Source organism: Brevibacillus fluminis (assembly GCF_052072235.1).
Taxonomy (GTDB): Bacteria; Bacillota; Bacilli; order Brevibacillales; family Brevibacillaceae; genus Brevibacillus_D; species Brevibacillus_D fluminis_A.
This window is the reverse complement of sequence record NZ_CM125436.1, coordinates 5,540,677-5,554,860: the sequence shown is the minus strand read 5'-3', so window position 1 is coordinate 5,554,860 and position 14,184 is coordinate 5,540,677. Positions and strand designations below refer to the sequence as shown.

Annotated in this window: 12 protein-coding genes and 1 riboswitch; all 12 genes read left to right on the top strand. The window is 52.4% G+C overall.

The window, feature by feature from the left end:
- Positions 1-145: 145 nt before the first annotated feature.
- Positions 146-1,087, top strand: a complete 942-nt coding sequence (locus ACTID9_RS27120; RefSeq protein WP_441068523.1) for an accessory Sec system S-layer assembly protein — start codon at positions 146-148, stop codon at positions 1,085-1,087.
- 16 nt (positions 1,088-1,103) lie between these two features.
- Positions 1,104-2,042, top strand: coding sequence for an SLAP domain-containing protein (locus ACTID9_RS27115; RefSeq protein ID WP_441068522.1), 939 nt, complete (start codon positions 1,104-1,106; stop codon positions 2,040-2,042).
- Between the two features lie 70 nt (positions 2,043-2,112).
- Positions 2,113-3,096: an SLAP domain-containing protein gene (locus ACTID9_RS27110; RefSeq protein ID WP_441068520.1), complete on the top strand. Its 984-nt coding sequence runs from the start codon at positions 2,113-2,115 to the stop codon at positions 3,094-3,096.
- Between the two features lie 273 nt (positions 3,097-3,369).
- Entirely contained in the window at positions 3,370-5,934 is a 2,565-nt protein-coding gene (locus ACTID9_RS27105; RefSeq protein ID WP_441068518.1) for a S8 family peptidase, read from the top strand.
- A 25-nt stretch (positions 5,935-5,959) separates the two neighbouring features.
- Complete coding sequence (locus tag ACTID9_RS27100; RefSeq protein ID WP_441068516.1) at positions 5,960-6,418, top strand: hypothetical protein; 459 nt, start codon at positions 5,960-5,962, stop codon at positions 6,416-6,418.
- A gap of 50 nt (positions 6,419-6,468) precedes the next feature.
- Positions 6,469-6,569, top strand: a riboswitch (SAM riboswitch).
- Positions 6,570-6,700: 131 nt separating this feature from the next.
- Complete coding sequence (gene metK / locus ACTID9_RS27095) at positions 6,701-7,912, top strand: methionine adenosyltransferase (protein WP_441068514.1); 1,212 nt, start codon at positions 6,701-6,703, stop codon at positions 7,910-7,912.
- 148 nt (positions 7,913-8,060) lie between these two features.
- Positions 8,061-9,074: a polysaccharide deacetylase family protein gene (locus ACTID9_RS27090; RefSeq protein ID WP_441068512.1), complete on the top strand. Its 1,014-nt coding sequence runs from the start codon at positions 8,061-8,063 to the stop codon at positions 9,072-9,074.
- A gap of 11 nt (positions 9,075-9,085) precedes the next feature.
- On the top strand, positions 9,086-10,228 hold the full coding sequence (locus ACTID9_RS27085; protein ID WP_441068510.1) for a sensor histidine kinase: 1,143 nt from the start codon (positions 9,086-9,088) through the stop codon (positions 10,226-10,228).
- 31 nt (positions 10,229-10,259) lie between these two features.
- Positions 10,260-10,967 carry a response regulator gene (locus tag ACTID9_RS27080; RefSeq protein WP_441068508.1) on the top strand — a complete coding sequence of 236 codons (708 nt, stop codon included), beginning with the start codon at positions 10,260-10,262 and terminating at the stop codon, positions 10,965-10,967.
- 61 nt (positions 10,968-11,028) lie between these two features.
- Positions 11,029-11,391 (top strand): hypothetical protein, encoded by a 363-nt coding sequence (locus ACTID9_RS27075; protein ID WP_441068506.1) that lies wholly within the window; start codon positions 11,029-11,031, stop codon positions 11,389-11,391.
- Between the two features lie 70 nt (positions 11,392-11,461).
- Entirely contained in the window at positions 11,462-13,408 is a 1,947-nt protein-coding gene (locus ACTID9_RS27070; protein WP_441068504.1) for a DEAD/DEAH box helicase, read from the top strand.
- Positions 13,401-14,183, top strand: a complete 783-nt coding sequence (locus ACTID9_RS27065; protein WP_441068502.1) for a ComF family protein — start codon at positions 13,401-13,403, stop codon at positions 14,181-14,183. Before ACTID9_RS27070 ends, ACTID9_RS27065 begins: the two co-directional genes overlap by 8 nt.
- Position 14,184 lies beyond the last annotated feature (1 nt).

Sequence of the window (14,184 nt, the reverse complement as noted above, 5' to 3'; positions counted from 1 at the left end):
TTCCTTTTGCATAAGGATTCGTAGCCGTTTGGGATGGTAAATCCGTACATTGGTGCGGCCGGTTTTTTTGCTTGTGGGGGTTAAGATATGCTATAGTGAAGGTCAAATAGTGCTTGACTAATGAGCAGACGGGAGCGTACCATACATGTTTTCCTTCTTGAAAAATTGGCGTAAAAACGATGCCGGGCAAACAGCGGGAACGCAAGAAACTGTCAAAGAAGAGTCAGTGATGCCAGCCGGCGAAGCTGGTGTAAAAACGCCTGTTCCGGCAGCAGTTCCCGAGCAAACCGAACAGGATACATCGCTATCGTTGCACCCTTCCTGGGAGAAAGAAATGAACGCCCAGCAAAAGTATGCGATGTCCTTCATGGCGAACGACTTGCCTGCGATTCAGGTCGGACACGTTGCCTTGGCGGGTATCCATTTGCATCCCCACGAAGAAGGGGTGGAAGTGACTGCATTTGTGCGTAATGGCTTGCCGCAGCCCGTGCGTCTCGGCAAGATGAATTTATTGATATTGATCGGAGACAACGAGCTGTTCGCTCGTCAGGAATTCGACCTTGCAGAGCTGGATGACATTCCGGCGTTTTCGGCGCGTCCGTGGAGCTTTATTTTCCGGCGCGAGAATTTCCTGTTAAAAGACGTGATGCTCCTGAACTGGAAGCTTGCGTTTGAGCTGGCACAGAAGAAACTGGTGCTGCCACAGCAGCTGGAACTCGAAGAATCGTGGATCAAGGCACTGAACGATACGCAGAAAAATAGCCTGATCGAGCTTGCCCGCAACTTGCCTCCGCTTCAGCCGAATGAAGTGAACGTGCAGAGCGTTCAGTTGAGTCAGGACAATGAAGGTGCGTTGCGCGCATTGCTGCTGATCCGCAACGGCTCGGAGCAAGCGCTGACGATTGAAAAACTCCCGTTGGCGCTGCATGATGCAACAGGAGAGATTGTCGCGCAAGGGTTGTTTGAATTGGGCAGCTTCACGGTCAATCCGCATACAAGCAAGCCATGGCTCTTCATTTTTCCAAAAGAGAGCTTGTTGAAGCAAGACCCGGATCTTTCACGGTGGAAGACCTCACTGATCCAATAAGAAAGGGGAGTTACGAATGTTTTCATTCTTTAAAAACTGGTTCCAAAAGGATCAGACAAGTCTGCGCCCGCTCGACGAAATCAAAAATGATTTGGCGGAAGATGCAAAAGGAACAGGACAGGAAGGGCAGCCGGGTTATGTGCAGAGCGCCCAAATCCAAAAGGTTGACACCGAGCTTTCCCTTCATCCAGGATGGGAAGAGCGCCTGGATGGCGAAAAGAAATACGCACTGCGCTTTTTGCAGGCTGAATTGCCGAAAATGCCGGTTGGGACTGTCGGCGTTACAGGCTTCAGCTTGATTCCCGAAGAGGAAGGGATTACAGTCGCTTTGTTTTTCCGCAATACGACCGAGCATCCTGCGCGCTTTGAAAATCTGACGCTCTCCGTTTTCCTGGATGACCGTCTGTTTGCCAAGCATCAGTGCGATCTGACCAATATGGGGGCGGTTCCCTCCGGAACGAGCCGTCCGTGGGAAGTCTTTTTCCCGAAAGAAAGTTTCGTGGATGACAACTTCTCCTTCGCTCGCTGGAAGGTTATGATGGATGTAGGCAGCCGGAAGCATGTATGGCCGACGCACCTGGACCTGGACCCTGCCATGGAAGCTCGCATGACGGAGCGTCAGAAGGATAAACTGGAGTATATGGTCAACAACCTCCCGTCCTTGGAGCCTGATCAGGTTGAGATCGTAGGCTTTGACCTTGGAAAAACAAAAGATGGCTCTATCGTGATCGGTGCGTTGATCCGCAATGCGACCGTGCACGAATATGCACCGGAGACGCTTAAGGTGAATATAACGGATGCTGTCGGCGACGTTGTGGTAAAAGGCACGATGGACATGAGCAAGGTCCGCGTGAAGCCACATACCAGCCGCCCGTGGATTGTGGTATTCCCGGCCAATATCGTACGGAAGCCGAACGCGGATCTGCGTGAATGGCATCTTCACCTGATCGATTAATAAATAGTGATGAGAAATGCTGGCGGTCTTCCTTTGTGTTGACCGCTTTTGGAACGAGGGGGCAATAAAGATGAGTTGGTTATTGGAAAACTGGTTTGGTTCCAGTGAAAGCTTGGAGGACGTCAAAGACGAGATCCAGAATCATTTGCACCGGGAGTCGTATATCGGCATTTCCGGCATTGAAAATCCAGAGCAATCTGCTACGCGCATTCCGGCAAAAGAGCTGTCGCTCATGCTTGTCGGTCCATGGGGGCAAAATCTGGATGATGCCGAATCCGAGCTGATGCAGCTGATTCATGATGAAATGCCGTCCGTTGTGCGCGATGAATTTGGCATCCTTCCGTTTTTCACCAACGTCTTGAAGGAAGGCTATCTGGTTTTGAGTTTTATTCGCAACGCGAGCAATCGCGAAATGCTACTGAATAAATTGCCGTTGGCTCTCGTTACCATGGACGGAACGATCGTTGCCACGAAAACGTTTGATATGCTGCAATTTGGCCCGGTCGCCGACATGAGCAGCCGCCCTTGCGAGTTCATGTTTCGCTGGAGCGAATTCAACTTCATTCCGGAAGAGGAAGTGCCGCTTTCCCTCGTGTTTTTGCCTAGGCAGAAGAAGGGCCAAAGAAGCGCAGAGCAGCTTCAGCAGGCGAGCAGCTTGACTGCGGATGAACAGGAGAAGTACGAACAGCTGGCGATGACCGAGCATCCGGTCAAAGACGGCCAGGTGAAACTGCGCGTATTGGAAATCATGCCGGGCGAAGAGGGCGGTCTGAAGATCATCGTCCTGTTTAGCAATGGTTTGGATAAACGCTTGGAATTCACCGAAGTGCCGATTCATGTCCGCGACCGCCAGGGAAATGAAGTCGCTTCCATGCACTATGGCATGAAAAACTTGCGCGTTGATGCGATGAGCACGCGAATTTGGGCTTTTTATGTGCCTGTCGAGTCTTTGAAAACGACGGAATTTGCTCCGGAAGATTTGACTGCCAGCATTCCTGAAGCGAAACCGGAAAAAGAATTGTTGGATGATGAACCCAAGGGATTGATTCAGTAACCACACAGAAACCTCCACCACGTTGGGATTAACGTCTGGAGGTTTCTTTTGTGTGAGAATCGCGTGGATCATTTTGGGAATGATGGAAACGGTTTGTGGCATCTTGTGATTGTTTTGCAGCAGTGTGCTTGCTATGCTAGACCAAAGGCCAGATGATTTGCAAATGCTTAACAATGGGACGAAAAAAAGTCGAAAATGAAAAAGGAAGCCTCATAACAAGTAGATGAAGGACATGAAAGTTGAATTTTTCCAAGGGGAGGAGAGAACAAGAAAATGAAGAAAACCATGAAGTGTATATGTGTCGTGACCATTTTCGGCATGTTCTTCTCGACTCTCGATCATCCACATGTTGTACAAGCCTCTACGTTTACCAATGATCCGCATTTTCAAAAACAGACGCATCTGAAGCAAATCAAAGTAGATGGGGCTTGGGATAAATATACGGGGAATACGGCGATCACGATTGCTGTATTGGATACCGGGGTCGATACGGATCATCCGGATCTGAAGGGGAACCTGGTTCCAGGAGTCAATCTGGTCAGTCCGCAAAAGACGCCGGAGGACGACAGCACGAACGGCCACGGTACGCAGGTTGCAGGCATTTTGGCCGCTCGCGGTAACAATAGCATCGGCGTGTCCGGCGTTTTGTGGAACGCGAAGGTCATGCCCATCAAAATCCTCGATCGGCAAGGGCAAGGGACAGTGGAGCTTTTGGCAAGCGGAATCAACGCTGCAATCGATCGCGGTGCCAAAATCATCGTCACTTCTTTAAGCAGCATCAGCACCTCAAAATCGTTGGAAAATGCGGTGAACAGGGCGGAAGCAAATGGGGTCATCATCGTCTCGGCAGCGGGGAACGAGGCCAATCGCGTCACCTATCCGGCTGCCTATCCGACCGTGATCGCTGTCGGCGCCGTTCAGGCCAACAACAAACCGCTTTATCAATCCAACATCGGGCCGGAGTTAAATCTGATGGCACCGGGGTGGAATGTGTATACGACGGTAAAGGGCGGCGGCTATGGCCCGATGTCTGGAACTTCTGCTGCCGCACCGCAGGTTGCAGGGGCAGCGGCTTTGATTTTGGCGAAATATCCGTACATGACGCCGCTTGATGTTCGGCAATTGCTTTACCAATCGGCGACCAATCTCGATGCGGACGGATGGGATCGCAAGACCGGTTACGGACTTTTGAATGTAGCGAATGCACTGAAGGTTCGACCTTCCCTTGATTTTCTGGAACCGAACAACAGCATGTCGAACGCCAAGCCGTTTCCGATCGAGTCGCAGATACGTGCGCAGCTCGGCAGTACAGATACGGTGGACTGGTATTATATCGATGTGCCTTATTCCGGCAAGGTATCCTTCACCTCGCTCGTCACATCCAAAATCTCGACCCCGATGGCGGCCACCTTTTATGTGGAGGACCGGCAGCCGGTGACGTACTACCTCGGAAATGGCGATACGTTATCGATTCCGTCAAAGGCTGGGCGGGTTTATGTCAAACTGGAACGAAGCGGCGGGGTCGAATCGTTTACCTATACGCTGACCAGCTCGTTTGCCATCGGATCGGACCGCTATGAGCCAAACGATAACCAGACACAGGCGCGGCCGCTTCCGCCAGGCAATCACGTCTCCATCATCGGGAATTACGACAAGCCGGGCGACCGCGACTGGTTTTCGTTCTATGCCCGCGATTACGGCAGGCTGGAAGTCGAGCTAACACCTGACAACGAACGGATGGACCCTGCGCTGAATATCGGCAAGGAAGGCAGCCAAATGTATGAGTACGTCGGGGGAGACCGTGACAATCCGGGCGTGAAAGCTTCGCTTGACGTTTCGCCAGGCAAATACTATATCCGCACCTATGATTACTCGGGCAGTCCGGTCAACGGGGAATACAGCCTCACAGTCGACTACACGCCGGTACGCAAAGACACCAATGAGCCGAATGATACATATCGACAGGCGACAAAGCTTGGCAGCGGCAGCTTGATGACAGGCACGCTTGCAACCAGGAACGATTACGACTGGTTCCAGTTTACAGTCGATTATGAATCGTACGTTACGATAAAAGCACCGAACATTCCGGTTCAGTCTGGCGTCACTCTCGATCTGTACAATGCCAATAACCTGAACTTCGCCCAGTTTTCGGAGACCGAGGTCGCCCAGCTGGCGGATCAAGGAAAAAGCATCATGAGCATGAAGCTGAACCCGGGAACGTATTACATTCGCCTGCACAGCTACGTGCCGTTCCAGTACGACGCCTATCGGCTGACTTTGACGAAAGAGCGGATGGTTGCCGGTTACCGCGACATCACCACGCATTGGGCGCGGGCGGACATCGCCCGTTTGAGCCTGAAACAAGTGGTGAACGGTTTTCCGGACTACACCTTCCGGCCAAATGCGGCTGTGACGCGGGCGCAATTCGCGGCCATGCTCATGCAGGCGATGAAAAAAAGCGGTCTCTCGGTTCCAACTGTGTACCGCAGCAATCCGTACTCCGATTTGACACATAGCCATTGGGCGTATCAGCCGCTCATGCAGGCATACCAGTTAGGAATTATGAAAGGGTACGCCAACGGCACCATTCAGCCGAATAAATCGCTGACCCGGGCAGAGATGGCCCAGATGGTGGCGCGCGCCAAAGGCTACTATTTGTACCAGCACAGCTATTCCAGCTATCGGGATGTATCAAGCAGCAACTGGGCTTCTCCCGCTATCGAAGCATTGTCGTTGCGCGGGTTGATCAACGGATACAGCGGTAACTTTTTTAAACCAGGTGCTTATGCAAGCCGTGCCGAAATGGTAGTGCTGTTGGGAAAAGCATACGATCTGTAAGCAGGGAAAAAGGAGGCAGCTAGAGATGAACAAACGCACAAGAAACAAATGGCTCATCGGCCTGGGGTTCGTTGGGCTCACCATTTTTGCCACCCAAGCGTGGGCAGACGGAGCGGGATCGAGCGGCATGCCTGGTTCCGCAGATGATCCGGTCGTGACCAAAAGCTACGTGGATCAGCAAATCCAGCAAATTGCAGGCGGCGGCAACCGGTTGGTGGTCGAGGAGCTGCGTGCTGGACAAACCTTGTATGGCTACGAAGGGACCGAATTCATCGTACGCACCGGAAAAGTGGTTGCGGTAGCGGGAATGAATGGCGATGGATTGACGGATATTACCGCTGGCGCAGACTTGCGCGGCGGCGCTGCGGTGCAGTCCAACCACTTATTGCTAATCGCCCGTTCGGACTCGCGCGGCCTGCGTTTAGCGCCAGGGAATAATGGGGTAGCCTATGTAATGATTCGCGGCAACTACGAAATAAAATAAGTGGTTGACACCCCGATAAAAAATGATTATTATCAAATGCGTAATGGATACTCTTATCCAGAGCAGGCGGAGGGACTGGCCCAATGAAGCCCGGCAACCGATAACGACGGTGCTAACCAGCAGGATGGATGACCATTCTGGCCGATAAGAGGTTAGGGAACGCATACAAAAAGCACCTTTTCCTCACAATTAGGGAAAAGGTTTTATTTTTGTGGAGTACAACGAACCTGATTCGCTGATTCGGCTTATCCCCCAGCTTTACAGAATAAAGGAGGAAGAATCATGTCTTTACAAAAAGGTCGTCGCTTGTTTACTTCAGAGTCCGTTACGGAAGGTCATCCTGATAAGATTTGCGACCAAATTTCCGATGCAGTATTGGACGCTATTCTGGCAAAAGATCCGAATGCTCGCGTGGCTTGCGAAACATCCGTGACCACTGGTTTGGTGTTGGTAGCAGGTGAAATTACAACGAGCACATATGTAGATATTCAAAAGCTGGTTCGCGATACCATCCGTGGTATCGGCTATGACCGCGCGAAATACGGCTTCGATGCTGACACGTGCGGCGTCATCTTGGCAATCGGCGAGCAATCCGCTGACATCGCCCTCGGTGTAGACCAGGCGCTGGAAGCAAGAGAAGGCAAAATGACCGATGCGGAAATCGAAGCGATCGGTGCGGGCGACCAAGGTTTGATGTTTGGTTTTGCTTGCAACGAAACACCTGAACTGATGCCATTGCCAATCAGCATGGCTCACCAGTTGGCACGTCGTTTGACTGAAGTGCGCAAAGACGGCACACTGTCCTACCTGCGCCCGGACGGTAAAACGCAAGTAACCGTTGAGTATGACGGGGACAAGCCTGTTCGCATCGACACGATCGTCATTTCCACCCAACATGCGCCTGAGACCACTTTGGAGCAAATCAAAGCGGATCTGACTGAGCATGTCATCAAAAAAGTGGTTCCAGTGAACTTGCTGGATGACCAAACCAAATACTTCATCAACCCGACAGGCCGTTTCGTAATCGGCGGACCTCAAGGGGATGCTGGCTTGACTGGCCGTAAAATCATCGTTGATACGTACGGTGGCTATGCACGCCACGGCGGCGGTGCGTTCTCCGGTAAGGACCCAACAAAAGTTGACCGTTCCGGCGCATATGCTGCACGCTATGTTGCGAAAAACATCGTTGCTGCTGGCCTCGCTGAAAAATGCGAAGTGCAGGTTGCGTATGCAATCGGTGTAGCACAACCTGTATCCATCAGCGTCGATACGTTTGGCACAGGCAAAATCAGTGAAGAAGCATTGGTGCAATTGACTCGCAAACATTTCGACCTGCGTCCTGCCGGCATCATCAAGCAACTGGACCTGCGTCGTCCAATCTTCAAACAAACCGCTGCTTACGGTCACTTTGGCCGCAACGACCTGAATGTTCCTTGGGAGCAAACAGACAAAGCGGAAGATCTGAAAAAAGATGCAGCTGAACTGGTAAAGTAAGCTCGCTATCGATAAAACAAGGGAAATGCCTAGCCACCGCGCTAGGCATTTTTTCAATTCGCCAAAACTCTACATCATTGGCAGGACATACATAAAGGAATTCCTGCTTTTTTGTCGAACATGATAAAATGAAAAAGGAGGAGTCTGCGTGTTTAAAAGGATATCCTTCTTGATTACGTTCCTGATTGTACTGGTGACAGTCGTAGCGGGCGGTTTCTGGTCGGGCGGGGCGACTGACTCTGTACAGCCAGCCGTTGCACCGGGGGCCGTGGAGGCGCAGACTGCGAATGAACCCGCTGAGGCAGCTGTTTCGAAAGAGGCAGACTGGCAAAAACAGCCCGAGCAACAATCACAGCCGGTAAAAAAACAGAAGTGGTACGATAATCAAGTGGTCGTGTTGACATACCACCATGTGTCCGATAAGACGGATCGACAATATGAGATTAGCCCATCTGAATTGAAGGCGCATCTGGATTTTCTGCGCGAAAATGACTTCCATCCGATTTCATTGACGGAGTTCCTCCGTTTTGTGGATACGGGCGTATTGGCGACGGAGAACGCCGTACTGCTCACGTTTGATGATGGGTATGAAAGCTACTATACCGAAGCATTTCCGTTGTTACAGCAATACGGGTACCCTTCCGTCAACTTTTTGATTGCAGGGCGGCTGCGTGATTCGGTAGACCGCAAGCGACCGAACATGACCACGCCGCTATCGGAGCAAGAGGTGAATGAGCTGTTGGCATCAGGGTTGTCCGATATCGGCTCCCATACCTACAGCCTGCATGAACAAGCGGAAAAAAACGAATGGGGAGATTTGACGCCGCAGACGGCTCCTGTTTATCTGGAGGACTTGTCCCGTCTGGAAAACGAGCAGGAGTACAAAAATCGGCTGTACGTTGATTTCATGATGTCGCGAGTCGCGCTTTCCCAAATCGCGAAAAAGGAGATTCGGGTGATTTCCTACCCGTTCGGTTTCAGCAATGAGACGGTGACGGAAACCGCCAAGCAAGCCGGTTATCAATATGCGTTTAATTCGCGTCCCGATGTCGTCAAGGCCGGAACGAACCGTTTCGAGCTGCCTCGCTATGACGTCGGCATGCATACATTTGATACACAGAAGCTGTTGGAACTATTTACGAAGGTGAAAACGGGTTTTTGAGAGGAGCAGTCATGAGCCAAAAGGTTGATGTCAATCTGCTGGACGGCGTCTTCAAAAAAACAGTGAAGACCGTGGAGGCCAGCAGAAAACAGATTTTTGAGATTTCGGAAAACGCCCGCCGTGAAAGTGGCACGATGAAGCTGGAGATCATGGAGATTCGCAATGAGATCGGCAAAGTGATCGATCGTGTGGACAAGCTGGAATTGGCGTACCGAAAAGCAAAGTCCCGTTTGGCTCAGGTAAGCAGACATTTTCATAGCTATACCGAAGAGGACATACGAGTCGCCTACGAGGAGGCTCACAATATCCAGATTGAGCTGACCGTAAACCGGGAGCGCGAGGCCAACCTTCGCCGCCGCAGGGATGAATTGGAGCGGCGTCTGCGCAGCCTCGAGGAAACGATCGCAAAAGCGGAGAACCTGATGTCCCACATTGGCGTCGTGCTGAATTACCTGACAGGCGATCTGAGCAAGGTGGGAGAAGCGCTGGAGACGGCCAAGCACCATCAGATGCTGGGCCTGCGGATCATCCAGGCGCAGGAAGAAGAACGCAAGCGCGTTTCCAGAGAAATTCACGACGGTCCTGCGCAGTCGATGGCAAATGTCGTCCTGCGCACGGAGATTGTCGAGAAAATGCTGAAGAACGATCGAATGGTGGAAGCCCAAATGGAGCTGCACGAATTGAAGGACATGGTGCGTTTCAGCCTGTCCGATGTGCGGCGGATCATTTTCGATCTGCGCCCGATGGCGTTGGATGATCTCGGGCTCATTCCTACCATTCAGAAATATTGCCAAACGTTTGAAGAACGCACCAATTTGCATATCAATGTAGCTGTTTTTGGCAAAGAGCAGCATTTGGATAGTTCGGTGAAAGCCGCGCTGTTCCGTTTGATACAGGAGTGCCTGAACAATACGCTCAAGCATGCCCGCGCGAAAAAAGTGCAGGTAAAAGTAGAATTTCAATACGAGCAGGTGATCATCGTCGTCAAGGACGATGGAGTCGGGTTCGTCGTATCGGAAAAAAGCTCGGATGGAGAGTCCTTTGGCATTTTGGGCATGAAAGAGCGGACGCAGCTGTTGGAAGGCACGATGGAGATTCATTCGCAGCCAGGCCAAGGGACGAGAGTACAGTTCCATATTCCGATCAAAAGATAGAGACTAGAATGCATTCGCGGAAGGTGAGAAAATGGAGAAACAGAAGGAAAAAATCAGTATCGTCTTGGTAGATGATCATCAATTGTTCCGTGAAGGAGTAAAACGAATTCTGGAGATGGAAGAGGACTTCTGTGTAGTTGGGGAAGGCTCCGACGGCTCCGAGGCGGTTGAATTGGTCGAAAAGCACAAGCCGCAGGTACTCCTGATGGATATTAACATGCCAAATGTGAACGGTGTGGTCGCATCCGAAGAAGTTGTGACCGTCAGCCCGAAGACTCGCGTGATCATTTTGTCGATCCATGACGACGAGGGTTATGTGTACCGGACGCTCCGTTCCGGTGCTTCCGGCTATTTGCTGAAGGAGATGGGCACCAGCGAGCTGGTTGAAGCGGTACGCGTCGTTGCGCGCGGAGGCGCCTACATTCACCCGAAAGTGACGGGCAAGCTGATTGACGAATTCCGTCGACTGAGCGAACAAGAAGAGACGCTGGAACAAACCGCGGCTTATGAGACGGCTGTAACGGTCGATCCGCACATTATCGAGTCTTTGACCCGCCGTGAGCTGGAAGTATTGCAACTGATGGCTGAGGGGAAAAGCAACCGTGCGATCGGTGAGTATTTGTTCATCAGCGAAAAAACGGTAAAAAACCATGTCAGCAGCATTTTGCAAAAGCTCAATGTACAAGACCGCACGCAGGCCGTCGTCAACTCGATCAAAAATGGCTGGGTGCGCCTGTAGGCAAAGTTGCGATAGCACGGAGTGCAAGATGAGCATACCCTGTCAGTAGGGAGGGATGCTCATGCTGTACGAGTTGTTTACGTGGCTTTTGGTATCGTATAGCTGCGCGGGTTTGATTGCGTTGATTGCCGCTCCCATTGTTGGCCGAATCCCGACTGTTTCAGGAAAAACGCCAATTTTGGTGAAACTTCATCTATATCAATCTGCCGAGCAGCTGGAAGCAGTGGTTCGCCGGTTGCATTTTGCATCGCGTAAAAACGGTACGCCGGTTCGGATTTTGCTTGCCGATCACGGTTCGACCGATGATACGCCAGCGATCATCAAGATATTGGAACGCAATAAACTGCTGTTCACTACGGAGGAGAGCGCGTCAGCGCCTGCTTACGTTTTGGATCTGCGCGACCCTTCAACAAGTGAGAGCTGATCAGCTCTCTTTTTTATTTGCGCACCCCCTCTGTCTTTTTCCACAATAAAGGAAAGGGAGGGGAACACACATGCGGAATTATCTCGTCTACATCAAGGCGGAAGTGAGCGGGCGCATGCCTGCAAGAGCACGGCTGCAATCTCCGCAAGCATATGTCACACCGTGCTTTTCGGTGGACAAGCTGTTTTGGGAAGAGCAGGAGTCGAGGAGGCTGTTTGTGATCGGGAGCAGTACCTCGTTGGCCCTGGCTTTTGCCATTCGCGAGCAAATCAACCGCCATGTGAGCAAACGCGGCGTATTCAGCGAAGCGGTGGTAGACGAGTTGCGCGGCATGGTCTCCAGAATGGTCAAACAGACCAATCGGTTGTACGGGCAGCGTGTGGCAGACGCACCAAGCCCACCTGCGGCTGAGGCGTATTTTTCCGTGTCAACCTGGAAGCAACCCCCAAACGAGCCTTCCGAGGCAAGTGCATACCCATCCCACCTGTCAAATCCGCTCACCATGACACACAACCAACTCATAAAAGAAGCAGCACATTTATACGGCCAAATTTCGGGACGGGCCTTATTCCTCGATGAGATAGAACGATTATCGGAAAAACAAGGTCAGCCGATTCGCTTTATGCAGGAGGCGCTGCAGTGGCTTGTTCTGCAAGAAAAGACGGAGATCTATCCAGGAATCAGCCTGAAGCTGCATAAAGGAATCGTGCGTCATTCACTCACCTTCCGCTGCCAACGTTGCGGTAGCGCGCGGCATATTCTTTTATGCACCTGTCATACATGCGGCCAGGGGTGCGCCTATTGCACCGCCTGTCTGGACATGGGGCGGAGCAAATGCTGCACGCCTTATGTATGTACGCCAATGCCACAGTGTGAAAGTGGGGCAGTAAAAGAACCAACTGCCAGTCCGCTGCAATGGTCTGGTCAATTTTCGCCCGCCCAATCATTCGCGGCAGAACATGCACGGCGCTTTGTGGCCTCGGGCAACCAAGCGGGAGGGTTTTTGATCTGGGCCGTCTGCGGCGCGGGCAAGACAGAGCTGATCTTTCCTGCCATCAATGAAATCGTGGCAAAAGGAGGGCAGGTGCTGGTGGCCACCCCGCGCAAGGATGTCGTGCTGGAGCTGGCACCGAGGCTGGCTCGTGTTTTTCCGACGACCAAGGTTATTGCCGTCCACGGCTCCAGCCTGGAAAAATGGCAGGATGCGCAGTTGGTCATTTCGACCACACATCAGGTGATGCGGTATTACCGACGGTTTGCGCTGGTCATCGTCGACGAGGTCGATGCCTTCCCGTTTCGAGGGGATGAGATGCTGTACCGAGCGGTTGAACGAGCGGCTGCGGATGGGGGGAAGCGCTTGTTTCTCAGTGCTACGCCACCGCGCGAGTTGACCCGCAAGCTGGTAAGGAAGAAGTTTTTTCAGATTGCGCCGTCTTCGGCTACACATGTCATGTTGCCGCTGCGCTACCACGGTCATTTGCTGCCGGTGCCTCAAGTGGTGCTGGAACGCCAGCTTGAACGGAAACTGCGCACAGGGGTGCCGATGGAGAGCCTGCTGGGGGCGGTCGCCCACACGCTCGACGCAGATCGACAGCTGTTTCTTTTCGTGCCCCGGATCGAATGGATCGAACACGTCGTGCGCTATATCGGTCGTTTTTTACCTGCTACCGATGGACTGGTGGCGGGCGTGCACGCAGCTGACCCCGAACGCGAGAAGAAGGTCACCCTGTTTCGGGAAAAACGGTTGCGGCTGATTGTAACCACGACCATATTGGAACGCGGCGTGACGATTCCGCGGTCGGATGTCATCGTGTTAGGGGCCGATGCCGGTGTTTTTGATGAAGCGTCATTGGTGCAAATCGCAGGGAGGGTAGGGCGGTCCGCAGATGCTCCGGATGGGATGGTGCGCTTCATTACGGCAGGCAGCTCGCGGGTGCCGCACACAGCCGTAAAGCAGATCAAGCGAATGAATCGTTTGGGGATGAGCGTGCGAAAGGAGCAGGTGAACCATGGGTGACAAGATGTGTTTGGCTTGCAATCGGAGCCTGGTACAAAAGCGGTTGGAGGAAACATGGACAGTGCTGGCCCGGAGCCTTGTCCCCAGCAGCGTTTATCCGCGACTGTACCGGTTATTCGGTCAATTGCCGCTATGCGCAGGCTGTCTCAGTGAGCTTGTCATTTTGCAGGGCGTACATTGCCTTCGTTGCGGTCGCAGTTTGCAGAGCTGGGTGGGACAAGGCGAGCTGTGCGGCGATTGCGCGCATATCGCGCATGATCCGCTTTGCTGCAACCGGAGCCTGCTTCGCTATGACGGGTGGATCAAGGAACGGATCGGCACCTTCAAATACCGTGGCGACGAGCGATGGGCGCACTGCTTTGCCGTGCTGATGGCGATCGGCTACGTCCGTTATTTTCGGGATGCCGGCATTTCGCTGATCAGCTACGTCCCCCTTCATGAAAATCGGCAATGGGAGCGTGGTTTTAATCAAGCCGAGCTGCTTGCCGTCCAGCTCGGGCGTATCTTGCGTTTGCCTGTAAAATCGCTTTTGCTGCGGACAAAAGAAACGGACAAGCAGAGCAAGCAAGTCGGGCGCCTGGCCCGCCAGGAAAGCATGCGGGACGCATTCGCGATGCTACCTATACCGCTTACTAGAGTCAAAAAACTATTGATCGTCGACGATATTTATACGACCGGCTCTACGCTACGCTCCTGTGCCACGGCAATCCATGCTGCCGCTTTACCGACTGCTGCGAACAAAATCGATGTTTGCAGTCTCACATTATGCCGTTGAC

Coding starts and splice junctions, on each gene's coding strand:
- ACTID9_RS27080 (WP_441068508.1), top strand. CDS start 10,260: ATGGAGAAACAGAAGGAAAAAATCAGTATCGTCTTGGTAGATGATCAT.
- ACTID9_RS27105 (WP_441068518.1), top strand. CDS start 3,370: ATGAAGAAAACCATGAAGTGTATATGTGTCGTGACCATTTTCGGCATG.
- ACTID9_RS27115 (WP_441068522.1), top strand. CDS start 1,104: ATGTTTTCATTCTTTAAAAACTGGTTCCAAAAGGATCAGACAAGTCTG.
- metK (WP_441068514.1), top strand. CDS start 6,701: ATGTCTTTACAAAAAGGTCGTCGCTTGTTTACTTCAGAGTCCGTTACG.
- ACTID9_RS27120 (WP_441068523.1), top strand. CDS start 146: ATGTTTTCCTTCTTGAAAAATTGGCGTAAAAACGATGCCGGGCAAACA.
- ACTID9_RS27075 (WP_441068506.1), top strand. CDS start 11,029: ATGCTGTACGAGTTGTTTACGTGGCTTTTGGTATCGTATAGCTGCGCG.
- ACTID9_RS27085 (WP_441068510.1), top strand. CDS start 9,086: ATGAGCCAAAAGGTTGATGTCAATCTGCTGGACGGCGTCTTCAAAAAA.
- ACTID9_RS27100 (WP_441068516.1), top strand. CDS start 5,960: ATGAACAAACGCACAAGAAACAAATGGCTCATCGGCCTGGGGTTCGTT.
- ACTID9_RS27110 (WP_441068520.1), top strand. CDS start 2,113: ATGAGTTGGTTATTGGAAAACTGGTTTGGTTCCAGTGAAAGCTTGGAG.
- ACTID9_RS27065 (WP_441068502.1), top strand. CDS start 13,401: ATGGGTGACAAGATGTGTTTGGCTTGCAATCGGAGCCTGGTACAAAAG.
- ACTID9_RS27070 (WP_441068504.1), top strand. CDS start 11,462: ATGCGGAATTATCTCGTCTACATCAAGGCGGAAGTGAGCGGGCGCATG.